Raw genomic sequence first — 26,625 nt, 5'->3', positions numbered from 1 at the left:
CCTCACGAACGACGCTCCATCACGTAGCCAACGCCTCTTACGGTATGGATAAGGGCTTCCCCGAAGGGCTCATCGACCTTCATCCGCAAGCGTCGAATCGCAACCTCCACCACGTTGGTGTCGCAGTCGAAATTCATGTCCCAGACCCGCGAGATGATCTCGGTGCGGGAGAGCACTTCGCCCTGGCGCTGCATGAGCAGATGAAGCAGCGCAAATTCCTTGCTGGTCAGGTCGATGCGTTGGTCGCCGCGAAAGGCCCGATGGCGAAAGGGATGCAGTTCGAGGTCGGCCAGTTGCAGGGTCTCGCTGAGCACTCGCGTCTCGCCGCGCCTGAGCAGCGCGCGGATGCGGGCGAGCAACTCCGGAAATTCGAAAGGCTTGGTCAGATAGTCGTCAGCGCCGGCGTCCAGTCCACGGACGCGTTCGCTGGTGCGGCTCTGCCCCGTCAGCAGCATCACCCGGGTCTGCTTGCGTCGGCGCAGCAATTCCAGGACTTCCAGGCCATCCATCGTCGGCAGATTGATGTCCAGCAGGATCAGGTCGTAGTCCTGCTGGAGGGCCAGATGCAAGCCATCGATTCCGGTCGCGGCCCGATCGACCACATAGCCATTCTCCGTGAGGCCCTGCTGCAGATAATCCGCAGCCCGGGCTTCGTCTTCCACTATCAGTAAGCGCATCGTCGGTGTCGGTCGTGTCGAGAGGGCGACGCAGGCTGCAGCCTGTAGCCAGTAGAGGGTCAAGCGACCAAGCCTGCCGCTATCCTTGCCCGGCGGCAACTTCCTTGCAGCTTTGTAATGTTGGTGTCACCGGAGCGATAGGTGGCGCTCCCTAGAGTCGGCTTCGCTATCGAGCGTCGCTCCCTTCGAGCGTCGCGCCTTCTGCACAGGAGCCGCTGTCGTGCCGCTATTCTTTTCTTGTCGACATCCCGCCCTATGGCACCTGATGGTGCTGGGGCTGGGCCTGCTGCTCGCCGGCGGATCGGCCCAGGCCTCAGCGCTGACCCTGGAGCAGGCGCTGGCCCAGGCCCTGCGCGACAATCCCGACTACCTGGCGGCCCGCCAGGAGACCGCCGCGGCCGCAGGTGCACGGCAGCAGGCAGGCCTCCTGCCCAACCCGGAACTCGCCTTCGAGGTCGAGGACACTCGCTCTGCCAGTCAGACCCGTAGCATCACGCTCACCCAGCCCTTTGAGCTGGGCGGCAAGCGCGCCGCACGGGTGGCGGTGGCCGAGGCCAACGCTGGCGTGGTCGACGCGGACCTCGAGGCGCGCCGTTATGCCCTCCGTGCGGACATCATCCAGGGCTTTTACGAGTTGCTCTTGGCAGAAGAAGCGGTGCGGCTCGCCAAGCAATCGCAGGCGCTGGCCCAGCGCAGCCTGGACAGCTCGGGGGCGCAGATTCGAGCGGGCAAGCTTTCACCGGTATCGGGTACCCGCGCGGAGGTGGAACAGGTCACCCAGCGGCTGGAGCTGAGACGCGCACTGCAGCAGCGTGACAACGCGCGGGTAAGTCTTGCCCGCCAACTGGGTGTCTCAGTGATCGAACTCGGTGAGCCGGTCGGTGACCTGGATCGTCTGCCCGAACCTCCCGGCGAAGCCCGGCTGCTGCAGGCGATCCGCCAGACACCGGCGATGCTCAAGGCGCGGCAGCAGGTAGCCGCCGGGGATGCCGACGTCGATCTGCAGCGCAGCCAGCGCTATCCGGACGTGCGGGTGAGCCTGGGCAGCCAATACGACGAGCTCGAGGGGGAGCGGGTGAATCTGGTGGGCTTCTCGCTCCCGCTACCGCTCTTCGATCGCAACCAGGGCAACCTGCTCGCCGCCTCCAGCCGCGCCGACCAGGCCCGGGATCTACAGCGAGCGACCGAGCTGCAGATTCAGGCCGAGACCCTTCAGGCGCTGCGCGACTGGCGTAGCGCGGCAGCGGACGTCGACGACTTGCGCAACCGGGTGATGCCGGCGGGCCAGCGCACGGTCGATGACCTCACGCGCGGCTTCTCGCTGGGACGTTTCGCCCAGTTGGATGTGCTGGAAGCCCAGCGCGCCCTCATTGCGGCGCGGGGGCAGTACCTGCTCGCCCAGCGGGCGCAGATCGCTGCCTGGGCTCGCCTCGAACGCCTCCATGGCCCGCTCTTCACCTCCCCATGACGCTACAGATCCCGGTAACGAACCGGGTGCGGAGTTCTTGCATGACCATGATTTCATTCAGGCCGAGACTGCTGCGGCCGCTGCTGATCGCGGTAATCGGCAGTGGGCTGCCGTTCGGTACGCTGCAGGCGGGTGCCGGCCACGACCATCCCGAATCCGCTGCACCCCCGGCGAAGGCGGCCGCTGCCAAGGCGGTAACGGCCCCGTCGCACGCGGCTCTGGCCGCAGAAAAGGACGGCCAGGCAGCAGACGAGGGCGCCCATGGCGAGGGCGAAGAGACGCATGCCGAAGGCGAGATCGAGCTGAGCGCGGAGCAGATTCGCGCGGCCGGTATCGAGACCCAGGTGGTCACACCGGTCAGCGTGGGCGCGTCCTTGAGTCTCCCCGGAGAAATTCGCTTCGATGAGGATCGTACCGCTCACGTGGTGTCTCGCACCCCCGGCATCGTCGAGGAGGTGAAGGCCAATCTCGGGGACCGGGTGCGCAAGGGACAGGTGCTGGCGGTCATCGCCAGCGAGCAGCTGTCCGAGGTGCGCAGCGAGTTGGCGACCGCACAGCAGCGTTTGCAGCTGGCGCGCACCCTCTATGCCCGCGAGCAGAGCCTCTGGCAGGAGCGGATCAGTGCTGAGCAGGATCTGCTGCAGGCGCGGCAGACGCTGCAGGAAGCCGAGATCGCCGTCCGCAACGCCCGCCAGAAAGCTCAGGCTCTGGGTGGCGCGGCCTCCGCTCAGGGCGGTAGTCGCTATGAGTTGCGCGCACCCTTCGACGGCGTGGTGGTGGAGAAGCACCTGGTCCTCGGCGAGCGAGTGGACGAAGCCAGCAACCTGTTCACGCTCACCGACCTGTCCCGCGTGTGGGCGACGTTCGCCGTTCCGGCGCGTGACCTCGATCGAGTGACCGTTGGCCGACAGGTGGAGGTGGTTGCAGGAGAGCTGGACAGTCGCACCGAGGGCACCGTGGCGCATGTCGGCAATCTGCTGGGCGAGCAGACCCGGGCGGCGACCGCCCGCGTCACCCTGGCCAATCCGGCCGGCGCCTGGCGCCCGGGTCTGTTCGTCACGGTACGGCTCGCTGACGAGCGCAAGGCCAAGGTACTCGGCGTGCCCAGTGGCGCCGTGCATGTCGTGGAGGATCGCCCCGTGGTGTTCGTCCGGACGGCGGACGGATTTCAGGCGACCCCCGTGGTCACCGGGGTGCGGGACGGTGAGCGCACCGAGATTCGTCAGGGCTTGAGCGCCGGCCAGGTAGTGGCCGACCGCGGCAGCTTCATTCTCAAGTCGGAACTGGGCAAGGGCTCGGCCGAGCACTCCCACTAAGGGCGCATCATGTTCGAACGTATTCTTCGCTTCGCCATCGAGCAGCGCTGGCTGGTGCTGCTCGCCACGCTCGGCATCGCCGCCCTGGGGATCTACAGCTATCGCCACCTGCCCATCGATGCGGTGCCGGACATCACCAACGTCCAGGTACAGATCAACGCGGAAGTACCGGGCGCTTCGCCGCTGGAGGTCGAACAGCGGGTTACCTATCCGCTGGAAACGGCCATGGCCGGCCTGCCCGGGCTGGAGCGGACCCGGTCGTTGTCGCGCTCGGGCTTTGCTCAGATCAGCGTCATTTTCGCCGATGGGACGGATCTGTTCTTCGCTCGCCAGCAGGTGAGCGAGCGCCTCCAGGGGGCGCGCGAAGCCCTGCCGGAGGGCGTGGAGGTCAATCTGGGGCCGCTGTCCACCGGGCTCGGGGAAATCTTCCTCTGGACAGTGAAGGCCGCGCCTCAGGCGCGCCGGGCTGACGGCGAAGCCTATACGCTCACCGATCTGCGCGAGATCCAGGACTGGATCGTCAAACCCCAGTTGCGTACCGTACCCGGGGTGGCGGAAGTCAACACCATTGGCGGCTACGCCAAGGAGTATCAGATCGCGCCCGATCCCAAGCGCCTGGCCGGCTATCGCATCACCCTGGAACAACTGGCGGTGGCGCTGGAGCGGAACAACGCCAATGTCGGCGCCGGTTTCATCGAGCGCGCCGGGGAGCAGCTGGTGATTCGGGTACCGGGGCAGCTCGCCTCCGTCGAGGACATCGCCACCATCGTGCTGGCGACGGTGGACGGTACCCCGGTACGGGTCCGGGATGTGGCCACGGTCGGGGTAGGGCAGGAGTTGCGGTCCGGGGCGGCTACCGAGAATGGCGAAGAGGCGGTGCTCGGCACCGTCTTCATGCGGGTGGGCGAGAACAGCCGCGAGGTGGCCCTGGCGGTGGCTGGGCGCCTGGCGCAGATCAACCGCAACCTGCCGGAAGGCGTGCAGGCGGTCGCCGTGTACGACCGCACCACGCTGGTGGACAAGGCGATCGCCACGGTACGCAAGAATCTGGTGGAGGGTGCGCTGCTGGTCATCGCCGTGCTCTTCGTCTTCCTCGGCAATCTGCGCGCGGCGCTGATCACCGCGCTGGTGATCCCGCTGTCGATGCTCTTCACCTTCAGCGGCATGGCCGCGAATCGGGTCAGCGCCAACCTGATGAGTCTGGGTGCGCTCGACTTCGGCATCATCGTCGATGGCGCCGTGGTGATCGTGGAGAATGCCATTCGCCGGCTGGCTCATGCCCAGGAACGGCACGGTCGGGTACTCGATCGAAGGGAGCGCTTCCAGGAAGTGTTCGCCGCCGCCCGCGAGGCGCGCAGACCGCTGATCTTCGGGCAGCTGATCATCATGGTGGTCTATCTGCCGGTGTTCGCCCTGACGGGTGTGGAAGGCAAGATGTTCCATCCCATGGCCTTTACCGTGGTGATCGCCTTGCTGGGTGCCATGCTGCTGTCCATCACCTTCGTCCCGGCGGCCGTGGCGCTGTTCGTCACGGGTCGCGTGCAGGAAAAGGACAATCGACTGATGAGCGCGGCGCGGCGCGGCTATGCCGTCGCGTTGGATGCAGCCATGCGTCGGCGGCCACTGGTGTTCGCCGGCGCTGGCCTGAGCGTGGTGCTGACGGTGCTGCTGGCGCTGCGCCTGGGCAGTGAATTCGTACCTAGCTTGAGCGAGGGTGATTTCGCGCTGCAGGCGCTCAGGGTGCCCGGTACCGGCCTGGGGCAATCGGTGGACATGCAGCAACGCCTGGAGCGCTCCATCCTGGATCAGGTACCCGAGGTGGAGCGGGTATTCGCGAGGACCGGGACCGCGGAGATCGCCGCAGATCCGATGCCGCCGAACATCTCCGACAGCTACGTGATGCTCAAGCCGCAGGCACAGTGGCCTGATCCAGGCAAGTCCCGCGAGCAGCTGATGGCCGAGCTGGAAGCAGCGGCGGCGCGTGTACCCGGTAGCAATTACGAGTTGTCGCAACCGATCCAGCTGAGATTCAACGAGCTGATTTCCGGCGTGCGCAGCGATGTGGCGGTCAAGGTCTTCGGCGACGACATGGCGGTGCTGAACAAGACCGCTGCGGAGATTGCCAGGGTGTTGCAGAAGGTCACCGGCGCCGCCGAGGTGAAGGTGGAGCAGACCGGGGGGTTGCCGCTGCTGAGCGTGCAGATCGATCGTGAGCGAGCCGCGCGTTATGGCCTCAATGTCGGTGACATCCAGGATGTGATTGCCACGGCGCTCGGCGGACGCAAGGCCGGCACGCTTTTCGAGGGTGATCGCCGCTTCGATCTGATGATCCGCCTCCCGGAAACGCTGCGCAGCGATCCGGCGGTGCTGGCGCGCCTGCCCATTCCATTGCCAGCGGTGGAAGGCCGCGTCGAGTTCATTCCCCTGGCCGATGTGGCGCGCCTGGAAACGGTGCTGGGGCCGAATCAGATCAGCCGTGAAGACGGCAAGCGCCTGGTGATCGTCAGTGCCAATGTTCGCGATCGGGACCTGGGTAGCTTCGTGGCGGATGCCACCGCCGCCATTACGGACCAGGTACGGATTCCCGCAGGCTACTGGACCAGTTGGGGTGGCCAATTCGAGCAGTTGCAGGCTGCCGCCGCCCGCCTGCAACTCGTGGTGCCGGTGGCCTTGCTGCTGGTGTTCGTGCTGCTGTTCATGATGTTCGGCAATCTGCGCGACGGCCTCGTGGTCTTTACCGGTATTCCCTTCGCCTTGACGGGCGGAGTGCTGGCGTTGTGGTTGCGGGACATTCCCCTGTCGATCTCGGCAGGCGTGGGTTTCATCGCGCTGTCGGGCGTCGCGGTGCTCAATGGCCTGGTGATGATCTCCTTCATCCGTGGCCTGCTGGAGGAGGGCAAGCCGCTGGACATCGCCGTGCGCGAGGGGGCGCTGGTCCGCCTGCGGCCGGTGCTGATGACTGCGCTGGTGGCCTCGCTGGGCTTCATTCCCATGGCCCTGGCGACGGGCACCGGCGCAGAGGTACAACGGCCGCTGGCGACCGTGGTGATCGGCGGCATCCTGTCTTCCACCGCCCTGACGTTGCTGGTCCTGCCCGCGCTCTACCACAGTGTCCTGCGCCGTCGCGAACAGCCCGGGGAAGGATGACAGGATTGTAATGCGCGGCTCATCCTGGCGTTAGCCGCGCCCCTCTAGAGTGGCTCTCATACCCACACTGCACCCTAGAAGGAGAAACACCATGACGTTCCTTAAAACTGCCCTGTTTGCCGCCACCCTCGTTGTTGCGAACCTCAGCTATGCCGCAGACGGCAGCGAGCGCTCGATCTCGCACAACGAAAATTTTCGAGAGCGCCAAGCGGCGCTCCAGCAGCATCGAGAGACGCATGAGATGGTGGCGGAGGAGGTCAATCAGTCAGGTAAGCAAGATACAATTAAAAAGACCGACTAATTTTAACAGCCAAAATTGGCATTTTGTCGCTTGTGGCTTTTTAGGCTCTGACTGAGGGTATGGTAAGTTTTTAAGCAGAAGTACCGTACTCGAATGCCTAGGCTCAAGGACAGGCAGGGTGGCCAACTAGATAGCGCTAGGGACATACGAGCATGAGAGGCACAGTGTTGCAGCTGATCAAGAATGCTAAACGGCAAGGAAGCATCTCCGATCTCACTTCGTTCCGTCCGTCTGGTTGGTCAATAGGCCCCAACGTACTGACCTGCTAGTGCCGCGCTCGCGTCGTATTAATTAGGACATAGAAGCACCCATCGAAGTGTAGCGTCAGATTTTTGATATCTGCCGCGGCTTGAGCCGCGTGAAGACACGAAGCAGATCTCCATCATCACAAGGGGGGCGATGCGCATAAAAATTCGATTGTACAGGCTTGGCGAACCAAAAATTTTAATCGACATGAGTAGCGGCAGTTAGGCACCGGCTGCATCGATGGCGCCGATGTGAATCGGCCCCGCTTTCCTAGACACTCTCCAAGCTCTGGAAATAGCGTTTCTCAAACTCTATGGCGATAGCTGCCTAGCGCTGCCGTGCCATCGTTTAGGGTTATAAGACATCTCGATGTAATCGTACACATTACTACGGGCTTCTTCGCGGGTGCCGTAGGTTTCTCGTCGGATGCGTTGGCGCTTCAGCAACTGGAAAAAGCTTTCCTCCACCGCGTTGTCGTGGCAGTTGCCGCGTCGACTCATGCTGCTGATCAGGCTGTTGGCCTTGAGGAAAATCTGCCAGTCCGAACTGCTGAACTGGCTGCCAAGGTCAGAGTGAATCATCACTTCCTGCTTGGGCTTGCGCCGCCACACCGCCATTAGCAACGCATCAATGGCCAAGTCGCTGCACATCTGTGGTTTCATCGACCAGCCAATTACCTGGCGTGAAAGCAGATCCAGCACCACCGCCAAGTACAACCAACCCTCATAGGTACGGATGTAGATGATGTCGGTGACCCAGACTTTGTTCGGTTCACCGACGTCGAACTGCCGCTCCAGGCGATTGGGCGAGGCCACCGTCGGCCTGCCGCCGTAGTAGCCGGGGCGCTGACGATAGCCGGTCTGCGAGCGCAGCCCTTCTTCCCGTATCAGGCGAGCCACACAGTGCCGGCAACAGGACTCCCCCAGCTCACGCAGATCGTTGTGGACCCTGCGGTAGCCGTAAACTCCACCGTTTTCCAACCAGGCATGCTTGATCAATCCGCGCAGGAGCTGATCTTCCTTGGCGCGTACGGATTTCGGCTCGGCCAGCCTGGCGTAGTAACCGCTGGGATGCACCTGGAGCGTCTGGCAGAGACGTCGCACCGGGTACTCCACCGACAGCTAGCTGATGAAGGCCTACTCCAGCCGGACTCCTTGGCAAAGTACGCGGCGGCCTTTTAAAAATGTCTCGCTCTTCGGTCACCCGCTTGAGTTCGGCGCGCAAACGACGCAATTCGGCATGCTGATCGTCTTTTTGCTGCCGCTGTTCTTAGGGCTTGCCGTAGCGCATGATCCAGGCATACAGGCTATGCACCGACATGCCCAACCGCGCCGCTACCTCAGTAACGGGGAGGCCACGCTCGGTCACTAGCTTGACCGCTTCGATTTTGAATTCTTCGGGGTAACGTTGGTCGCTCATAGCACCTCCTAATGGGCGTCATTATGAAGCTTGGAGGTGTCTACGAAACTAGAGGCGATTCAGTTGGGCGATAGGTTAACTATCATAGCTGCGCGGCTATTCCCAGAAATTAGACCCAAAAAAAGGGTGCCAATTGGCACCCTAAGACGTACACCCTAACCAAAGGAGAACAAAGATGTACGTAAATAAATTTCAATTAAAGCAGGGAGAGGGGGTATTCGGTAATGATCCTGATTTCATCTAGGTCTGACTCAAACTTGCTTGCGCGCGTGGTAGCTTGTCTCAACCGGAATGATAGATCTTTCGCAGGTCCGCTCTGCACTACATAGCGCGCCTCTATATCACGCTCCCAGCGATGTTGGTTTTGTAATGGTAGACCATTCTCGTCACGCCGCATATATACGGAGTTTGCGTTCGAGTAGTCCGCATTCCAGCCCTTCCCATATCGGGCCATCAGAGTTAGCCCAGGAATCCCATACTGCGCAAGGTTTATATCATAGCGTAAAAGAACTGACTGCTCTTTCGGGGAGTTGAAGTCACTATACTGAATGGAGTTGTTAAGGTAAATTGAGTCAGATTGTCTCAGGTAGTCGAAATCGTTGTCCCCGTTGTTTTGCTGGTAGCTCATGGTTATAGAGTGCGCACCCGCTACAATGCCACTGCTAACACTCCAGATATTTGTGGAAAACTCCCCAAGAAACTTTCTACCGTCGTCGACCGATCTATAGAAGTTTAACCCCGCTGTTAGAGCTAGATTATCGTTAATAGGATAGCTGGCGATGGATCCAAAATAGTATTGGCGCCAGGAATTATCTAACTTGCTTGTATAGAGGCTGCTTGTGAGGTACTCATTTATCTTGTACTCACCGCCGAGGTAAGAAAGGTAAGACGACTTCACTTGACCAGCATAGAAGGTTACAAAATCACTTCCCGTCTCGCTTTGCTGCGGCTGGCTCATGGCGTGTAAACGCCCGCCATTAATAGTTATGGCGTCGAAGCTGTTGTTCGTTGCGGTAATGCCTTTAAAGCTTTGTGGAAGTAGGCGTGAGTCGCCAAAATGCACAACAGGTGTAGTAGGGAATACGTCGCCAAGCTTTACCTCAGTATCTAAGAATTTCAACTTTACGGCGCCAAGTAATTTGGAGTACTCGGTCGTGGGATCACCGTTCGCGTCTGCGGGAAGCAAGTTAACGCTACCGCCCTGGCCCGTTCGGCCCCTTCCGCTGTCTAAACGTAGGCCAAGAAGCCCAACTGCGTCTACCCCAACGCCTACGGTACCTTGTGTATATCCTGATCTATAAAAGGCTAATAGACCATGCGCCCAAGTTTCAGAGTAGCCGTTGCCTGCAGAGTTTGCTTGGCCCTTTCTAAAATCCCTATTGAAGTAATAGTTCCGATTCATAATTGAAAGTGAGCTATCTTCTAAGAAGCCTCCAGAGTTTTCTGAAGCTGAATTCGCACTCACTACCTGCGGTATAAAAATAAATGGAATTATTAAGGTCTTTATAACGTTGGTTTGCAAGACGGTGCTCCTTTGGGGTGAGGCAGGTCGATACTGATGTATTTTTTGTTAGTCCTGTGATTTTCAAAGAGTAATCCTTTCAGGACGATTGCTGCTAAATTACAATTTTGTAATCTTAATATCGAGTTCTCATTCATAACAGTTTTGTAATTGCAACGTCATTCTCTCGATATGCGTTCTAGGTAAAGTAAGGTCAAGGTTTTGGATTTCGACTAACTCAAATGATAGAGGTGCCGTTGTGAGATATAAACAGGCGGTCTTAGGTTCTTTGCTTATTTTTTCTTCTTTTGTCTCGGCGGCTAACGTTGCTAGTAGTCGCTATCCAAGCATTCCCGCTGATGCCGAGCGTGTAAATCGTTTACTTAGTAGTGGGGCCGATGGGAGGGTTCGGGTGCCATTCAAGTCTGAAAGGTTTCATGTTGTTGATGCGCGGTTTCAGGATAATACGAATTAGATATTTAAAAAGTTGAGGTCATTGATTCGTTGACGGCTACAGCCAGTTTTGCTGGCTGTGCCTCTGGTTATTAATTAGCCTGTCGAAGGCTGATAATCTTGTAAATTCTCCCTCAACTTAACCTAGAGTCAGTTGAAGTGGTTTGGTTTTCAGAGTTAAAACCTAAGGGCTTAAATTATGATTTTAGCAAAAATGGCTTTTGTAACGCTCCTTTTTTCCGTATCTAGCTTGCTGTACGCTGCTGATGGCGCAGAGCGGTCGATACAACGAAACGAGCAATTCCGCGCGGACCAAGGTAGGGTTGATAGAGATCGTGCTTATCATCGAGCATTAACAGAAAAAGAGAATACAAAGCTTGACAAAAAAACTGATAATTGAGTGGCTTCGGTTATCAATCTGCACATCTTTTGATTCTTCGGAGGCAGATGAAATAGGGTGTCTAAAGATTGCCTATTAGCTGATACTGATCCATCGTCTCGATCATACTATGGGTACGGTCATCGGACTAATGTCGGCATTTTCTATAAGTATCACATGCTCAGTACGGTCTCTTAAAGTTGTATAGATAGCTGTGGCATGTATTCAGAAAGCTATGAAGTAGCATCGAATAGCTGGTGACTATGTGATACGAGTGTCGCTTGAGATTAAGTTATACTGACACTATGGCTTTAATATAAGAGGTTTAGATAGGTGTAATAAAGTTAATCGAGAACGCTGGCAGCACCAGCAAGGCGGCACGGGTATTGAGCGTAAGCCAGCCCGCTGTCAGCCAGGCGATTCGCAAGTTAGAAACAGCGACTACGTCAACACTTAACCTTGAAGGCCGCTTAATGACTGCTCTTGGCTGGGCGTCGGGTGGCGAGGCATACAAGTAGGCATACACGGTTGCTGATAAGCTGAGCTGGATCTGATGGTTCCAAGGTCTTTTCTTTTCGTGGAAGGAACCGAATCTTTGTTAGAACGTGGCTGCTTGCGGTCTATTCGAGTGACAGCCATTGCTTCTGTGGTCCACAACGACTAAAGACAAATTTTAATAATTAATTAAGTTTATTATAAGCTAGAGAATTTCTGTGTGACTCTTTGGTGGCTTAATTTGAAATGAGCGTCGGGAGTAACTCCGCAGTATGATTGCTGATTAATAAGAATTTGCTAAATATCACAATCCTCATTGTCTGTTATGGTCATTCAATTTTACAGGGCTTACGTGTTTGTGGGGATTAATGCTCTGAGCTTTCTCATTACTTCATCGCGTTCCGCCTCACTTCCATCCTTGAACTTTTGTAGTTGCTCGAATAGTGCGTAGTCTGATAATGCTTCAGGCTCAAACCCGAATTTTCTGGTGTATCTGTTAAGCTTACAGATGCCGATTGTAAACCAGCCCTTGTCAGTTTTGTCGGAGTAAAGCTTGTTTCGATGTACCTTTATATGCTCGTCGTATTCGTCTATCGACGGATGAACAATTTTGAAACGCTCAGAGGATTTTGGATAATTTGTAGCATCCCCGTTAAGAGTTTCCGTTTCTTCCTCGTTTAGAATGGCTTTATCATTTTTTGCAAGATTGCAGTCTGCGCAGATAACACATAGATTTTTGGGTTCAAATAGAAACGCTACATGCTTCGATTTTGGCAATATGTGCTCCACAGTCGCGTTTCCTGCGGCAGTTACGGACAAAGTTCCCTTGCAGTAAGGACATACTCCTTTCTGCTCAAGACGGTAAAATTCACGGACTTTACTGCGTAACTTCATTAGCTCATCTTTAGACCAGTCTTTATGGTTGTGTCCCTCTTGTGCGACTAAATCGCTAATTATCTGTTTATCCTCATCGTCTAAAATATAATGGTTATTTATCAGTGGCATAGTATTGGCACACATCCACAACAGTGTTGATCAGCTCAAAATTTGGATCCGCTGCTTCCAGTTTGCGCTGCATTGTCTGTAGCTTTCTCATCTCGGCTTTTATCTGGTCGGATATGGTTTTTTCCGATCTGATTTTTGTGAGCAATGAAAACGCTAATCTGGTGATGTACTCGTTCATTATCCCAGGTGCGTCAAAAAGCTCTGCCAGCTGATAATCTGCGGATTTTTCTAGGTAATCATTTGATCGATGGAGTTTGTTTTCGTCAATCACTGTTATGAAGCAGTTTTCGGCAGAAAGTCGAGAAACAATCTGGGGTGAATGCGTTGCTATTATGAAATGGCACTCTTTGTATTGAGAGAAAACAGTCGTTAGAGTTTTTATGAACTGTTCCTGCCAAGCTGGATGTAAGCTGATCTCCGGCTCATCTATTAATATCAAGGATCGATGTTCGATCTGTCCGGCAATGCCTAGTGTCATTACGAGCATGCATTGTTCGCCGGAGCTGGCCCTTCTTAGGGACAATTCTCGAGTGTCACCGGGCTCGTGTTCTTTCCAGATTTTTAAATCAAAAAGTTTTACTATGTTGTGATTTAGCAAAGTTAGCACAGCCATAGCGAAATGCTTGTCAATAAATCCTTCTCGGTATCTGCTTATATAGTCAAAGTCTAGTTTGAATAGGCTGTCTCTCTTGGTGTCCAGCCTTTCCATTGTGTAATTCAGAGCATGTGCTATGTCGTTTTTTATCTCTTGCGGTAAAGATCTAAAGTTTTCAAATATGCGATCTTCAAGTATTTCTTCAAAACTATCGTCTATTGCGTTGCCACGGGTGTCCGTAAGCAATATCCCTACATCTTCGTAGTCGACAAAGTATCTTTGATCCGGGTTTTCGGGATCCTTTATAGCAATTTTTCTGTTTATGTTTAATTTGAAAACAAAGCTTAGTTTTGCCTCAATTTTCAATAGTCTGAATATTTCGTTTAAATTTTCGTGTCTCTCAGACTCTAGATACTTGTTTATTAGTCCTTTGGTGGCTGATGACATCAAGGCCATGGCATTCGTCGCATACATGCCGGAGCTGCGCATGCCAATATAAGAATATATTGAGCGGAAGCTAGTAGTTTTGCTCCTGGGTACGCTGGGGAATTTATCAAAAGGGCTAGTTGATACGGCCAAAATCTTTGATGGAATAAAGTCATTGGCACGAAAAAAATAAGTGCTTTTCTCGTCAATCATTTTTGAGTAATTAGAGACGATTTCGCTTAAGAGTCTGCTTTTTCCTGTACCATTTCTTCCAATAATAATTGAAAAGCAGTTTTCATCTTCAAATAGGCTCTTCTCTGCTAGCGGTATAAACCTATCTTCAAAGGGGAATTCGATGATGCGTCCCATTCTGATTCCTTGCTATGCCAATATTAGGGCCGTTGGTACCTCTCGATAACTGTTAGGTCTATCCTAGATAGCTGCCTATACGGTTGCTTCATCGAGGCGCTCATCATCGTGCAGATTGAATCCGCTTTGGTGAGCGGCGACGGAAAATCCCATGGTGGTGCAGGGTTTTGCAGGTTTTTCGTTGCCTATCAAACAATAGTCTAAGCCACGTCCCATGTGGAAACGTTCGTCCTGCAGGGGTGCAGAAAAACCGACACATTTAGCCCGCAGGTGTGGCGGGAGGACAACAGCGCGCGCCAGGTGATAAGGCTGTGGTGGCCGGTGGCGTTCACCTGGGAACGCAACGCTTGTCGGCCGCCGTCAGGGCACCGCCAAACCCTCTGCTTTCGAGACGCCAGCCAAGGATTCGATGATCCGGCATTCCGATATGGTCCCGCCGTGGCAGCACGCCAATAGACGTTGCAATTCGCCCTCTAGGGCTTGCAGGTCGGCAAGGCGCTGCCGCACCTGTCGTAGGTGTTCTGCAACCAGACTATCCACGGCATCGCAAGGCGCCTGCTGCCGATCCGCCAGGCCGAGTAGCTCACGGACTTCTTCAAGGCTGAAGCCCAGGGTGCGGGCACGTCTGACGAAGAGCAGCCGATCCCGTTCGGCCGGGCCGTACAGCCGGTAGCCAGATGCTGAGCGCATCGAGGTCGGCAGCAAGCCTTCTTTTTCGTAGTAGCGGATGGTGACGGTCTTGGTATCCGTGGCCTTCGCTAGCTGACCGATGGTGTAGGCAGAAGCGTTCATGGCATTGACCTTATAGTGACTATAACCCTCAGCCTAAGCCAAATCCTGAGTGTTGCAGAGAGGTTGCCATGGACAGTTGCTGCGAAAACAAGGCTGGTGAGCTGGCTCAGCTGCGGAGTCGGCAGAGTCGAGTCCTCTACATCGTGCTGACGGTCAATGCTGTCATGTTCGGGGTGGAGTTCACTGCCGGTTGGCTGGCCGGCTCGACGGCGCTGCTAGCGGATTCCCTGGACATGTTCGGCGATGCCTCGGTCTATGCCCTGACGCTGTTCGTGTTGCATCGGAGCGATAGAGCACGCGCTGGTGCTGCCCTGGTGAAAGGTGGCTTCATGCTGCTGTTCGGCGTGCTGGTGATTGCGGACGCGGTGCGCAAGGTGATCTTGCAGGAGGTGCCCCAGGCTGACTGGATGGGCACTGTCGGACTTGTTGCACTCTTGGCCAACACCTACTGCTTCTATCTGCTGTACAGCCATCGGGCGGACGATCTCAACATGAGGTCCACCTGGATCTGCTCACGGAACGATCTGGTCGCCAATACCAGCGTGGTGCTGGCCGCCGTCCTGGTGGCTGTCACTGGCAGCCTCTGGCCAGACGTCCTGGTCGGCCTTGCCATCGCCGCGCTGTTCCTGCACTCGGCTTGGCAGGTTAGTCGTGAAGCCTACGGCGCATGGCGCCGTGGTGCGGAAGGGCAGGTTGCACGGCCACAGGAGGCACGACCCGCTTCAATGCAAGATAACCCTGCGCCTTCATGCTGCGGAAGTAAGGCGCTAGCTGTCATCGCTGAGCCTGAACATCGCGCTTCGGTAGCTGCTTGCTGCTCCTCCAATGGCAGGTGTGGCGAATGACGTCGAATGAGAAAGGCCGCCCGTAGGCGGCCTGTCGCTGGCCAGGAAGAGCTAGGCGGTGCGCTGCTGGCCTTTCTCCTCGAGCAGCACAAGTAGGTTGGCCCGCTTCCGGGCGAGCATTGTGGGACTCGATGCTTCCTGGCCCGTGAGTTCGTAGGCTACGGCGGGAAGCACCTGCAGCGCCTGTTCGTGCGGATCTGTGTCGGCCGGCTCGAGCCCGATCCCAGCCGCGTCCACCAGCTTTGCCAGCAAACGTTCGAAGCGTCCTCGGGCCGCTTGCTCGCAATCGCTGCTAGCGACCATCCCTTCGCCTAGGACTGCGCGGAGGTGCCGTGCCTGCTGACGTCCTGCCAGCTGTAGCCAGGCGCGGCCCTCGTCGCTTGCGAACATCGCAGCGGACGCGGCGGCGAGACGTGGGCGTAGTTCTTGGCCGGCTTGGTCTGCAAGAACCGGTGCAGCCCTTCAAGCGGGTTGTGCGTGGCCCGCCCGGTGACCCTGGCAAGGTCGTAGATCTCCTTGCAGAAGCGGCGCACGTTGCCCATCTGGTCGATGATGCCTTTGCGCTCCATGCCCCTTAAAAACTCCATCCACTCGATGGGCATGATGTCGGTGAAGGGACGCGGCCCGTAGGCCGGGAAGACATGCAGCTCGAGGGCGCCGATGATTCGTCGGGCGGAGCCTTCCTCCCAGCGCGGCTTGCGAGCGTCATACCACTCGCGAGCCAGCTTCTCGAAGGTGTTGGTTGCGGCCAGCGCCTCGGCGGCCTTGCGCTCACGTTTGGTCACCATAGGGCTCTTGCCGCTGGCGGCCTCGGCTTTCAGCTCCGCAGCCTTGGTGCGGCGGCGGCACCGGTCACGGCAGGGTAGGCGCCCAGGCCAAGCCAAGACCATTTGCCGTCGGGCTTGTTGTAGCGAAGCTCCCAGCTTTTCTGGCCGTTGGGTTTGACGCGGAAGTACAGGCCGTTGCCATCCTGCTCGCGGTAGACAGCGGCTTCAGGCTCGAGGCTGGAGAGGGTGGTATCGGAGAGGGAGCGACGCTTGATGTCCTGGCGCTTCATCCTTGTATGCCTTTGGTTCGAATTTTCCCGCGGCATACACATCGGCATACACGGTGCGGTGGAATGACCAGAGACTACATGGAACCACCAGAAACAACAAAGCCCGCACTGGGCGGGCTTTTGAGGCTGTTTTTAGTACCACTTGGGGCAACCAGAAACAAGGGAATGGTCGGAGCGACTGAATCCAGCTCTTTCACCGAACGGGTGGCCGGCTGGTCGCAACCGAGGAAGCGCACGCCCTGATGGTGGACGATAAGCTGTTCGTGGGCATGGATGCCATCGAGCACCGGATCAAGAGCCTGAAGCAATCCGGTACTGGAAGGCTGGCCATTGCGGTGCATCCCGTGGTCGGCAATACCTTCACGCCTCGGGCGCTGGCGGAATTTGATCTAGCGGAGCGGGATATTCGCGTGTCCTTACGTGTGCAAAGCTCGCGAGAGGTACATCAAGAGGTATCCGCCGGTCTTTGCGACTTCGGGGTGATGGCGGATGAAATGCCTGTGGTTAGGCTCGAACATTCCGAACTCATCAATGAACCTGGTGTGATCGCTTTGCCTAAGGGGCACCCGCTGATTGACAAGTCTTCGATTTGTGCCAAGGACCTGAGTGGCTACGACTTTATCGCCCTCAATCCGGAGGACAGTGGCCGGCGTTGCTTAGAAGTGGCACTCGACCTGGAAAACGTTTCGCTCAACGTCCGTGTCGAGACGGCCGATGCACACACGATCTGCAGTACGGTTTCGCAGGGTATTGGTATCGCCTTCATCAAACCTTTGGCTGCGGTGGATTTTATTGATCGCGGGGTAGTGGTCAAGGCGTTCGATCTCGATATTCGAACGCGAAGCCTTCTCCTATTTCGTCCAGGGAAACCACTCGCGGAGTCGGCTAAAAAGCTGCTGGCTTTCATGCGGGTCCAGTTGGCGAGGGACCTGAAGCTCGTGAAGCGATATCTATAGATATCTCACTGGATGAAGAGGGTGATAGGAGCGGTAACAGCTGATAGTCCTTTCTTGTGAATCTACAGGAAGCGCGCCCGTTATTCGTTGGCAGTACCTCTCTAAGGTAACCAGCGCAGCTACAGCTAAGCACCGGATTCGCTTCCGAAAATATACCACCCCTGCACATACCCCTCACCCCAATGCCCCCCTGCACCCCCTCCACCCGGGCTCCCCCCATTATCGGCCCGCGCCACGCGCGCGATAGAAGGGAAGGAAGGAAAAAAGAGAAGGAGAGAAGGAAGGAAAGGGGCGGGGGTGGCTTGGGGTGGAAGGGGGAGAGGTTGAATAAGGGTTTGTGTTGTCCAGGGGTGGTATAGTTTTGTAGTTGGGAACGTCGCCCGAGAGGAGGGCACCGCCATGTACGAAGGGATCCAGCGTGCGCACCAGGTGCTCGTCGAGCAGCTGGCCAGCTTCAATTCGACCTGGCCAGGGTTGGTGGTCGACGGCCGTGTGTGGCAGGTGCCGCTGCTGAACGAGCAGAAGACGCCTGACGTCCTCGAGGTCCAGGAGGTCGACGGCCAGGCGGCGATCGCGCTGGCCACCGCGGCCTTGGCCAACCACCAGCGCGACGTTGGCCAAGCCGCCGGCACCGTCATGCGCCTGCCGGGCTATTTTCGCCTGCAGGCGAGCGTGCTGCCGCAGGTGTTGGCCATCAATGCCAGCAAGCAGGTGGTCACCGACGAGATCGAGGCGCTTCGGGTCGCCCTGGGCTATACCCCCGAGATGCGGCCGCGGCTCTTGCGGCGCGCCCTAGGCGCCGGCGTCACCACCAAGCAGCTGCAGCGCACCATCCACGCCTTCGATGGCGCGCCGCGGAGGATCTCGTTCACCTGGGCTGGCCACACCACCAGCAACCAGCGGATACCGGTGGCCACCGTGCGCGAGCAGCTACAGGCGGAGGCCGAGAGTAGGGCGCAGCAGCAGGGGATACCGCTCGAGCAAACGCCCGAGCACCAGGATCTGCGCACGATCGCGAACCTCGCTGACGACCAGGTGCTGATCAAGCACAAGGTCGTCGCCCCGCACCCGCGCTGCACGCTCTGGTTCGGCGAGCGCGGCGAGAAGTGGGACGCCATCATCAAGGCCAATCTGCCGGTGTTCGTGCTCGCCGGCGAGGCCGAGCCGAAGGTCTCGGCGCTGCGCGACTTCGATCGTGCAGCCCGAGGCCGCCAGCGCGGCGATGTGAAGGCGCGCGCTGAGGTCTGGGCAGAGCGCAACCTCTACCTGCCTACGGGTAACCAGCGGTCGCAGCAGGGCGACCGAAATCCGCTCCTTACGCCCTCGACGTATCGACTAGGTGGTATTACCTACGAATCACCGACGTAACGTAAGTTGAGTCCTCGTGGCGGAATAGCGGCACCCTACCAGCCTCGATATCTCGGACGAGATAGAGGCAACTCGACGCGCTAGGTTAGCAATCACAACGCATCAGTCGCCCAGTGATATGTAGGAAAAAACAGCCGGGGCTTATGCCGAGCCAGGCGAGATAGGCTTTGCAGCGGCTGCCCACACACCTGAAAAGTTCGCGGCACGAAGGGCAGGTTGGGTCGCGAGGATATCAGTCCTAACAAGTCCATGAGCAACGAAGGGGTCAGCCGCGAGCATCTGCTCGATCTCTGACAACGAAGACCCAAAAGCGAGGATGAAACCGCCGGCCTTGTCCTCAAGAGGACCTGCGAAGAGTATCCGCTCGGCGCTCAGATGGTGAATCAACCACTCCTTGTGTGCGTCAAGGCAGGCGTTAATAGCTTCCGAGGTGCTAGTGTAGGTCAAGTTGATAGCGTAAATCATGGTTGAATCCTCGCTACGATATCTGCGTTCAATTGGCCGGAAGACTGGCCACGATGGCGCGGATTGATGAAGACGCCGATTCGATCCCGGCTTGACGGACTGCGTCTCCTCGCGATGTACCTTCAGCACGGACAAACTCGACGTCCTTTACGCCTAGAAAGGCGAAGAATGCTCGAAGGTAACGCTCTTGAAAGTCCATGTCCTGGAACGAGCCGTCGGCATAGAAGCCTCCTCGTGCAGATACCACGACGATATACTTGTCACGAGTGAGTCCAATCGGACCTCTATCGGTATATTTAAAAGTACGATTTACCTGCGCAATCCTATCTAGCCAGGCTTTCAGTTGGGTCGGCACGCTGAAGTTATACATAGGGGCGCCTATGACCAGCACGTCGCTGGCCAGAAACTCCGTTACCAGTGCTTCGGATAGCTGATGTTGCGCTAAGGCTTCCGGCGCAACATCAGCCTGCGAAGGCTGGCGAAATCCTGCAGCAATAGGACCGCTCAGATGGCTTATCTCTTCCGTCGCCAGATCTCGGTACGTTACTCGGACATCTGGTCGATCAGCTTGGATAGCCGCCACAACGGCTGCGCTGAGTTCACGTGTAACAGAAGCGTTGCCCATGATGCTGGAGTCGATGTGAAGCAATTTCATGTTGATATCCTCAGGGTTGGGGGATAGGCATGGTCTTAGCGGGGCGATGATCTTTGTCATGGGGCACTCCCCTAGCGGCCTCATCGATCAGGCGAGCGACGACCTCCGGTTGAGATAGCAGCGACAAGTGGCTGGAAGGTACCGAATGGAGGGTGGCGCCTAGGCGTTGCGCAATGGCCTGCTGTACCCATGGAGCTAGCGCCTGGTCGTTGAGCGTCTGCAGGTACCAACTTGGTTTGTCGCGCCAGGCAGCGTGCTCAATAGGGGTGCTAAAGCTGTTCGCCGCTATGGGTTGTTGGCGAGCCGCCAAGGAACGGGCTGCAGCGATGGGCAAGTCGGCCGCCATGACGGAGTGGAAAAGGGTCGGACTGTCTAACCACAGCAGACCTTCACGGTCGGGAGCGAGCGCCATTGCGGGCGCATTCAGATGATTGAGGAGATCAATTGTTGACTCGCCGCTATCAGGGGCGAGCGCGGACACATAGACGAGACCTTTAACGTTCGTAGCATTACCTGCTTGAGTGATCACCGTTCCTGCCCATGAGTGACCTACCAGCAGGACATCCCCTTTTTGTCTTTGCAACACTCGCTCGGTGGCCGACACATCATCGCTCAGTGAGGTAAGCGGATTCTGAACGGCGGTGACGTGGTAGCCCATCTCGATCAGCTGCTCCAGCACGGGAGACCAGCTCGACCCATCAACGAAGGCGCCATGCACCAAAACGATATTCTCGATTCTCTGGGCAGGCGCATCAGCCGATGCGGGCGAGCTGGCCAATCCAGTGGATAGGCCAAGCAAGGCTCCTATCCGTATCAGCCAGGCCCAGGCAAGACGAGGTGCTTGGCCTAGGAGCAAAAGGTCAGGAGACAGCTTCATGTTTGGCTACTCAGGTGAGTTGTGGAGCTAGTCTAGGTTGCCGTAAAACAAGACGTGAGATGCCAAACCAGCCATAGTTCATGGAAAATTCGCCATTTCCAAAGAGAAGGACTGAGACTGTGCGTATTGCTATCGTTGCCCTTGAAGGCAGCCTCCTGTCCGCTATCGCCGGATTGTCAGATCTGTTCTGGATGACCAATCAGACTTTGCGATCGCCGCCTTTGGAGTTACCCCAGAGCCCGGGGCACGCTGCTCGGCCGGAGTTTGAAACGGTCGTTGTTAGTGCTGACGGCAACTCGTTGCGTGATCCCCAGGGCCGCTTGATCTCGGTCGATGCTTCGTTCCGCGACGTGGAGGTATGCGATGCCGTACTCGTCACGGGCATGGCATTGGCCGCCGATCGCGCGCCGCCATTGACTAAGTCGGTCATGCAAGCCTCGGATTGGATTAGCGCCTGTCACCAAAAGGGGGCGTGGGTTGGTGGGGCCTGTGCCGGTACGTTCGTACTCGGCGAAGCTGGCCTCCTTGATAGACGCCGATGCACCACAACATGGTGGCTCCACCACGTTTTCAAACGGCGGTTTCCTAGGGCTTTACCTGTGTGGGGGTCCGCGATGGAATCGCACGACCAGGTGATTACGACAGGAGGCCCGCTTTCCTGGATCGACTTGGCGCTACAAATAATCAGGAATTCCGCTGGCGTTGAGATAGCAAGGCTGGCCGCAGATATATCCGTGGCGGACAGCCTGCCCTTGCCCCAATCGATCTACGCCCCCAGAGGGTTCATCAATGGAAGCGATCCATTCCTGCTCGAAGCAGAGCAGCTTATCCGCCGCAGCCCCGGCGGGCTAACTGCCTTGGAACTGGCTAAGGCGCTGCACGTCAGCGACCGTACGTTGCACAGACGCCTCAAGCATTTGACGAATGAGTCACCTAAAGAATTGATCACGCGGGTAAGGATAGAAACCGCCTGTGTGCTGCTCCAGGCACCGAGCGCGAGTATCAAGCAGGTGGCACTTGAATGTGGCTATAACGAGGACACATCTTTCCGCCGCGCATTCACGCAAATTACCGGAATGAACCCAGCAGAGTATCGCCGTTGGGCGAAGGGAAGAATTGGGTAGGGCGTGGTCCGGCACCGATGTCATACCGAAGGGATGTATTGCACTGTCCAAGGCTGCGACGGTGCGTCACGCCGGATCTCCTTCACCTAGGCTGGGCTGGCCACACCACCAGCAATCAGCGGATACCGGTGGCGACTGTGCGCGAGCAGGTGCGAGCGGAGGCCGAGAATAGGGAGAGGCAGGAAGGGATACCGCTCAAGCAAACCCCCGAGTGCCAAGATCTGCGCACGATCGCGAACCTCGCGGACGACTAGGTGCTGATCAAGCACAAGGTCGTGGCGCCCATCCGCGCTGCACGCTCTGGTTTGGTGAGCGCGGCGAGAAGTGGGACGCCATAATCAAAGCCAACCTGCCGGTGTTCGTGCTCGCCGGCGAGGCCGAGCCGAAGGTCTCGGCGCTGCGCGACTTCGATCGTGCGGCCCGCGGCCGGCGGCGCGGCGATGTGAAAGCGCGCTGACGTCTAGGCAGAACGCAACCTCTACCTGCCCACCGGTGGCCAGCGGATGGAAGTGGCGGAGGGTAATCGGGTACCGCTCAAGACGCCTTTGACGTATCGGCTCGGCGGCATCACCTACGAGTCACCGGCCTAGCGCCTGCGCTCAGCTGTGGCGCTGGAGCGAGATATCTGTCAGCGCCACGGAGGCAATCCTGGTCGGCCCTGCGGGCATCGGTCGGCCCGGCTCCCTGCCGAGATTAGTAAGGGCTGCCATCATCAGAAAGATCACCGTCACCAAGATCGACAGATCGACCAGGTGCTCCCATCGTCGCACCTGTTCAGGCCACCGCTTTCGCAACTGCGCCCTCGCAACGCTCACGACCACTACGAGCAGCGCGGCCCATTTGATCTCTTGATCTGTCAGCACACCAGCATCCTTATGCGGCTTCCACACACCAGCGACAGCGAATAGCTCTGCTGCAGACAGGCTTCCATCGAAGATCCGAACGTTTCCGGAGGCGCCGCATGACCCTCGAGCGCTCCGCTAGCGAAGCGTATCCTCCCTGAGGACCTGGCTGCCCATCGACCACACCGTCCAGCCGACGATCGAACAAAGCAGCTGAAGCAGCGGTACGCCTGGCTATGTGTGTCTGATGGCTATGCCGCCGACACCGTCATGGGGTCATGCCGAGATATAAGGAAAATTCACTCACTTCGCACGTAACGTGTTGATGCCAAGAGAATTTACCAAGTCGACCGCACAGCCTCTGATCGTGGACTATCTTTTCTGACTCCTCAGAAAAGGAGTTCCTATGGCTTCATTAGAGCGTACGGCGTATCCCACTCTGCCAAAGGCGTATTCAAAAGCTGAGCTGCAGCGTGATTTTTCGTTCTCAGATGATGAGATTAAGTGGGTACGAAGCAAGTCCAAGGCCCCCTTTCACCTCAATCTCGCCGTTCTCCTAAAAACCTTTCAGGTGCTCCGATATTTTCCTGATATCACCGACGTACCTATTCAACTGGTGGACTTCATTCGCGGAGAGTTGGGTCAGCGTAGCAAGGTGAAACTCGCGGAATACAAGTGGTTCCAACAATATCGCCACATGAACGCGATCCGAGCTCGCCTCGGTGTGACGGCATTCTACGGCTCTGATGCCATGGAGCTCGCCGAGCGGCATGCCAAAGCAATGTCGTTTGTGCTTGACCAACGCGCCGACATCATCAACTCCGTAATCGAAGAACTGATCAGCCAGGATTATGAGCTCCCTGCGTACTCGACCCTGAATGATCTCGCTGAGCGAATTCATGCCGAATCCCAAGAGGCAATATTCAACCTCGTAGTAACCAGAACGCCAGTCGAGGTGATCCACAAGTTAAAGGATCTGCTCGACACTGATTTCGGCCGACGCCAGAGCGACTTCAATGCGCTGAAGCAGGCGCCCAAGAAGCCATCTCGCAAGCACTTGGAGGTGCTGATCGATCATCTGGCTTGGCTCGAGAGCCTCGGGGATCTGGATGCCATTTTTGGAGGAATAGTCGACACCAAGATCCGCCACTTCGCTGCCCAAGCCGCGGCGTCGGATGTAGCCGAGCTGAAGGACTGCTCACTGCCGAAACGCTACACGCTGATGCTGGCCTTGATCTACCGCATGCGCGTGCGGACCCGGGATCACCTGGCCGAGATGTTCATCCGACGGATTTCGACGATCCATAAACGCGCCAAGGAGGAGTTGGAGCGAATCCAGGCGCGGCAACGCCAGAAGCTGGAGCAGTTGGCGGCGACCCTGGATGGCGTGGTGCAGATTCTGGTTCAAGAACCGGATGACCAGGAGGCTGGCAGCCTGATTCGGGAATACCTCTCCCCCGGTGGCAATTTGGATCGGTTGCGTGAGACTTGCGCCGAAGTACAGGCTACCGGCGGTAATAACTATCTGCCGCTGATCTGGAAGCACTTCAAGTCCCATCGCTCGTTATTGTTCCGTCTCAGCCACCTTCTCCAACTGGAGCCCACGACTCAGGATCGATCGCTGGTTCAGAATCTTCAACTGATCCAGGACAGCGAGAATCTACGCCGCGAATGGATCGACGAGCACATCGACTTGTCGTTTGCGTCGGAGCGCTGGGTCAAGGTCGTTCGTCGTCCTGCCAGTGAGGGGCCACCGACCAACCGGCGCTATTTGGAAGTTTGCGTATTCTCCTACCTGGCCAGCGAGCTGCGATCGGGTGACATGTGTGTACAGGGGTCGGAATCCTTCGCCGACTACCGCAAGCAGTTGCTGCCCTGGGAAGAATGCCTGCAGCGACTACCGGCCTACTGCGAAAAGGTCGGGCTGCCAGGCACGGCGAAGGAGTTTGTTGGCTCCCTCAAGACCCAGCTGGAGGAAACCGCGCAACAACTGGACGACAAATTCCCATCTTGCCGAGGGGACGTATCAATTAACGAAGCCGGAGAACCGGTGTTGCGCCGAGTAACGGCGCCGGACATCCCACCTTCGGCCATCTCACTACAGACGGCGCTTATGCAGCGCATGCCGGCCAGGCACGTGCTCGACATCATGGCCAGCATCGAGCACTGGATTCAGTTCACGCGGCATTTCGGTCCCATGTCCGGTAACGAGCCGAAGCTCAAAGAGCCTGCCGAGCGCTATCTGATGACCATCTTCGCAATGGGCTGCAATCTCGGCCCCAACCAGGCCGCGCGGCATCTGGCCGGTAATGTCACGCCACACATGCTGTCCTATACGAATCGCCGCCACCTATCGTTGGAGAAGCTGGACAAGGCTAACCGCGAGCTGGTGGAACTCTATCTGCAACTTGATCTGCCTAAGCTCTGGGGCGATGGCAAGGCGGTGGCAGCGGACGGCACGCAGTTCGACTTCTATGATGACAACCTGCTGGCCGGCTACCACTTCCGCTACCGCAAGATGGGTGCCGTGGCCTATCGGCACGTGGCCAACAACTACATCGCTGTGTTCCAGCACTTCATCCCACCTGGCATCTGGGAGGCGATTTACGTAATTGAGGGGCTGCTAAAGGCTGATCTCAGTGTTGAGGCAGACACTGTGTATTCAGATACGCAGGGGCAATCGGCGACAGTTTTTGCCTTCACCCATCTGCTGGGCATCAACCTGATGCCGCGTATCCGCAACTGGCGTGACCTGGTGATGTGCCGGCCGGATCGCGGCGCGTCGTACAAGCATATCAACCGCCTGTTCACCGACACTGCCGACTGGCACTTGATCGAAACCCACTGGCAAGATCTGATGCAGGTCGCGCTGTCCATCCAAGTCGGCAAAATCTCCTCGCCTATGCTGCTGCGAAAACTCGGCTCCTACAGCCGGCGAAACAAGCTCTACCATGCGGCACAGGCGCTGGGCAGCGTGATCCGCACGATCTTCCTGCTCAACTGGATCGGCAGCCGCGAGTTGCGCCAGGAAGTCACCGCGAACACCAACAAGATCGAGTCCTACAACGGTTTCTCGAAGTGGCTTTCGTTCGGTGGCGACGTGATTGCCGAAAACGATCCGGACGAACAGCAAAAACGTCTGCGCTACAACGACATGGTGGCCTCATCGGTGATCCTGCAGAACACCGTGGATATGATGCGCATCTTGAAGAAATTGGCCCGAGAGGGTTGGCAGTTCACCGACGAGGACGTGTCTTTCCTCAGCCCTTACCTGACCAGCAACGTCAAGCGCTTCGGCGAATTCAACCTCAAGCTCAACCGGCCACCGGAGCCTTGGATCAAGGACTTGGTGTTCCAACAAGCTGCCGGCTCGCTGCGGGTGATCACCCCTCGCCAGCTAGATACCGAGAAAACCACATGATCAATGTTCCTCCCGCATCCTTTCGCGTTACACCGTACGGCGAAGTCGATGCAGTGGCGTTGGAAAACTTGCGCGACGGCTTCGACACCTCTCAACTGCTCCGGCTGGTTGATCGATTGGACGCCTGCTCGCTAGAAATGGGCGGAACCACCGCCATTCGCGATGAGCTGCTGAGATTGCATGCGATGGTTCTGACGATAGTTGAGGGCATCGCTCTTACGGTGCCTGCCGAGAGTGCCTGTATCTGGGCAGAGGCCGAATCTCTACAGACGGATCTTGAGGCGCTGGCTTTTGCACGGTTCGGTATTCATCAAAATGAAGCGGCCGAGCATCGAACAATGGAGGCATAGGCTAGGCCAGCAGGCGGTATCTGCGCGAGCTACTTTTTCAGCAGCTCGCTTCAACATACATACGACCTGACATACC

At 57.4% G+C, this 26,625-nt stretch carries 22 protein-coding genes and 2 pseudogenes; 12 read left to right on the top strand and 12 right to left on the bottom strand.

What is annotated here, in order from left to right; genetic code table 11:
• Positions 1-2 precede the first annotated feature (2 nt).
• A complete protein-coding gene (locus ACWPW1_RS21850; protein WP_026083573.1) occupies positions 3-677 on the bottom strand; it encodes a heavy metal response regulator transcription factor in 675 nt (224 codons plus the stop codon).
• A 220-nt stretch (positions 678-897) separates the two neighbouring features.
• Here ACWPW1_RS21850 and ACWPW1_RS21845 point away from each other — a divergent pair, with 220 nt between their 5' ends.
• The 4 genes from ACWPW1_RS21845 to ACWPW1_RS21830 all read left to right on the top strand — a co-directional run bounded on the left by ACWPW1_RS21845 (position 898) and on the right by ACWPW1_RS21830 (position 6,909).
• Entirely contained in the window at positions 898-2,145 is a 1,248-nt protein-coding gene (locus ACWPW1_RS21845; RefSeq protein ID WP_231357402.1) for a TolC family protein, read from the top strand.
• A 41-nt stretch (positions 2,146-2,186) separates the two neighbouring features.
• Positions 2,187-3,461, top strand: a complete 1,275-nt coding sequence (locus ACWPW1_RS21840) for an efflux RND transporter periplasmic adaptor subunit (protein WP_017638793.1) — start codon at positions 2,187-2,189, stop codon at positions 3,459-3,461.
• Positions 3,462-3,470: 9 nt separating this feature from the next.
• Positions 3,471-6,608, top strand: a complete 3,138-nt coding sequence (locus tag ACWPW1_RS21835; protein ID WP_017638792.1) for a CusA/CzcA family heavy metal efflux RND transporter — start codon at positions 3,471-3,473, stop codon at positions 6,606-6,608.
• Positions 6,609-6,699: 91 nt separating this feature from the next.
• Positions 6,700-6,909, top strand: coding sequence for a hypothetical protein (locus ACWPW1_RS21830; RefSeq protein ID WP_017638791.1), 210 nt, complete (start codon positions 6,700-6,702; stop codon positions 6,907-6,909).
• 516 nt (positions 6,910-7,425) lie between these two features.
• On the opposite strand, the pseudogene ACWPW1_RS21825 reads toward ACWPW1_RS21830, so the two are convergent.
• A pseudogene (locus ACWPW1_RS21825) lies at positions 7,426-8,574 on the bottom strand (IS3 family transposase).
• 196 nt (positions 8,575-8,770) lie between these two features.
• Entirely contained in the window at positions 8,771-10,066 is a 1,296-nt protein-coding gene (locus ACWPW1_RS21820; RefSeq protein ID WP_231357420.1) for an OprD family porin, read from the bottom strand.
• A 1,170-nt stretch (positions 10,067-11,236) separates the two neighbouring features.
• On the opposite strand from ACWPW1_RS21820, the gene ACWPW1_RS21815 reads away from it, so the two are divergent.
• The gene (locus tag ACWPW1_RS21815) at positions 11,237-11,425 is read left to right on the top strand and encodes a LysR family transcriptional regulator (protein WP_081348011.1); all 189 of its coding nucleotides are present in this window, start codon (positions 11,237-11,239) and stop codon (positions 11,423-11,425) included.
• 325 nt (positions 11,426-11,750) lie between these two features.
• Here the strand turns inward: ACWPW1_RS21815 and ACWPW1_RS21810 are convergent, their stop codons facing one another.
• The 3 genes from ACWPW1_RS21810 to ACWPW1_RS21800 form a co-directional block, all read right to left on the bottom strand.
• A complete protein-coding gene (locus ACWPW1_RS21810; RefSeq protein WP_074585320.1) occupies positions 11,751-12,407 on the bottom strand; it encodes an HNH endonuclease in 657 nt (218 codons plus the stop codon).
• The gene (locus ACWPW1_RS21805; protein ID WP_143008583.1) at positions 12,391-13,797 is read right to left on the bottom strand and encodes an AAA family ATPase; all 1,407 of its coding nucleotides are present in this window, start codon (positions 13,795-13,797) and stop codon (positions 12,391-12,393) included. The genes ACWPW1_RS21810 and ACWPW1_RS21805 overlap by 17 nt, the downstream gene beginning before the upstream one ends.
• Before the next feature lie 360 nt (positions 13,798-14,157).
• Complete coding sequence (locus ACWPW1_RS21800; RefSeq protein WP_017638776.1) at positions 14,158-14,589, bottom strand: MerR family transcriptional regulator; 432 nt, start codon at positions 14,587-14,589, stop codon at positions 14,158-14,160.
• A 68-nt stretch (positions 14,590-14,657) separates the two neighbouring features.
• On the opposite strand from ACWPW1_RS21800, the gene ACWPW1_RS21795 reads away from it, so the two are divergent.
• Entirely contained in the window at positions 14,658-15,434 is a 777-nt protein-coding gene (locus tag ACWPW1_RS21795) for a cation diffusion facilitator family transporter (protein WP_017638775.1), read from the top strand.
• A 51-nt stretch (positions 15,435-15,485) separates the two neighbouring features.
• Here the strand turns inward: ACWPW1_RS21795 and ACWPW1_RS21790 are convergent, their stop codons facing one another.
• Together ACWPW1_RS21790 and ACWPW1_RS21785 are read right to left on the bottom strand one after the other, a co-directional pair.
• The gene (locus tag ACWPW1_RS21790; RefSeq protein ID WP_017638774.1) at positions 15,486-15,737 is read right to left on the bottom strand and encodes a hypothetical protein; all 252 of its coding nucleotides are present in this window, start codon (positions 15,735-15,737) and stop codon (positions 15,486-15,488) included.
• A 104-nt stretch (positions 15,738-15,841) separates the two neighbouring features.
• A pseudogene (locus tag ACWPW1_RS21785) lies at positions 15,842-16,491 on the bottom strand (tyrosine-type recombinase/integrase); the annotation flags it as partial.
• Between the two features lie 242 nt (positions 16,492-16,733).
• Here ACWPW1_RS21785 and ACWPW1_RS21780 point away from each other — a divergent pair.
• Together ACWPW1_RS21780 and ACWPW1_RS21775 are read left to right on the top strand one after the other, a co-directional pair.
• Positions 16,734-17,447 carry a LysR substrate-binding domain-containing protein gene (locus tag ACWPW1_RS21780; protein ID WP_074585321.1) on the top strand — a complete coding sequence of 238 codons (714 nt, stop codon included), beginning with the start codon at positions 16,734-16,736 and terminating at the stop codon, positions 17,445-17,447.
• 399 nt (positions 17,448-17,846) lie between these two features.
• Entirely contained in the window at positions 17,847-18,815 is a 969-nt protein-coding gene (locus ACWPW1_RS21775; RefSeq protein ID WP_454254009.1) for a DNA replication terminus site-binding protein, read from the top strand.
• Between the two features lie 141 nt (positions 18,816-18,956).
• Here the strand turns inward: ACWPW1_RS21775 and ACWPW1_RS21770 are convergent, their stop codons facing one another.
• From ACWPW1_RS21770 to ACWPW1_RS21760, 3 genes are read right to left on the bottom strand one after another with little or no spacing between them, the layout of a single operon-like run.
• Positions 18,957-19,280 (bottom strand): YciI family protein, encoded by a 324-nt coding sequence (locus tag ACWPW1_RS21770; RefSeq protein WP_017638597.1) that lies wholly within the window; start codon positions 19,278-19,280, stop codon positions 18,957-18,959.
• A 28-nt stretch (positions 19,281-19,308) separates the two neighbouring features.
• The gene (locus ACWPW1_RS21765; protein ID WP_017638596.1) at positions 19,309-19,935 is read right to left on the bottom strand and encodes an FMN-dependent NADH-azoreductase; all 627 of its coding nucleotides are present in this window, start codon (positions 19,933-19,935) and stop codon (positions 19,309-19,311) included.
• A 10-nt stretch (positions 19,936-19,945) separates the two neighbouring features.
• Positions 19,946-20,812 (bottom strand): alpha/beta hydrolase, encoded by an 867-nt coding sequence (locus ACWPW1_RS21760; RefSeq protein WP_051226121.1) that lies wholly within the window; start codon positions 20,810-20,812, stop codon positions 19,946-19,948.
• Positions 20,813-20,931: 119 nt separating this feature from the next.
• On the opposite strand from ACWPW1_RS21760, the gene ACWPW1_RS21755 reads away from it, so the two are divergent.
• Together ACWPW1_RS21755 and ACWPW1_RS21750 are read left to right on the top strand one after the other, a co-directional pair.
• Positions 20,932-21,936, top strand: a complete 1,005-nt coding sequence (locus ACWPW1_RS21755) for a GlxA family transcriptional regulator (RefSeq protein WP_017638594.1) — start codon at positions 20,932-20,934, stop codon at positions 21,934-21,936.
• Between the two features lie 211 nt (positions 21,937-22,147).
• A complete protein-coding gene (locus ACWPW1_RS21750) occupies positions 22,148-22,393 on the top strand; it encodes a hypothetical protein (RefSeq protein ID WP_231893093.1) in 246 nt (81 codons plus the stop codon).
• A 142-nt stretch (positions 22,394-22,535) separates the two neighbouring features.
• On the opposite strand, the gene ACWPW1_RS21745 is transcribed toward ACWPW1_RS21750, so the two are convergent.
• Positions 22,536-22,799, bottom strand: coding sequence for a hypothetical protein (locus tag ACWPW1_RS21745; RefSeq protein ID WP_181126037.1), 264 nt, complete (start codon positions 22,797-22,799; stop codon positions 22,536-22,538).
• Between the two features lie 385 nt (positions 22,800-23,184).
• Here ACWPW1_RS21745 and ACWPW1_RS21740 point away from each other — a divergent pair, with 385 nt between their 5' ends.
• Both ACWPW1_RS21740 and tnpC read left to right on the top strand, forming a co-directional pair.
• Positions 23,185-26,199 carry a Tn3 family transposase gene (locus ACWPW1_RS21740; RefSeq protein WP_454254008.1) on the top strand — a complete coding sequence of 1,005 codons (3,015 nt, stop codon included), beginning with the start codon at positions 23,185-23,187 and terminating at the stop codon, positions 26,197-26,199.
• A complete protein-coding gene (tnpC, locus tag ACWPW1_RS21735) occupies positions 26,196-26,549 on the top strand; it encodes a Tn3 family transposase post-transcriptional regulator TnpC (RefSeq protein ID WP_017638586.1) in 354 nt (117 codons plus the stop codon). The genes ACWPW1_RS21740 and tnpC overlap by 4 nt, the downstream gene beginning before the upstream one ends.
• The last annotated feature ends 76 nt before the right edge of the window (positions 26,550-26,625 follow it).

This window comes from Pseudomonas sp. Marseille-Q7302, from assembly GCF_965111925.1.
Note: the sequence above shows the minus strand (reverse complement) of the source record. Positions and strands in the feature narration are given on the sequence as shown.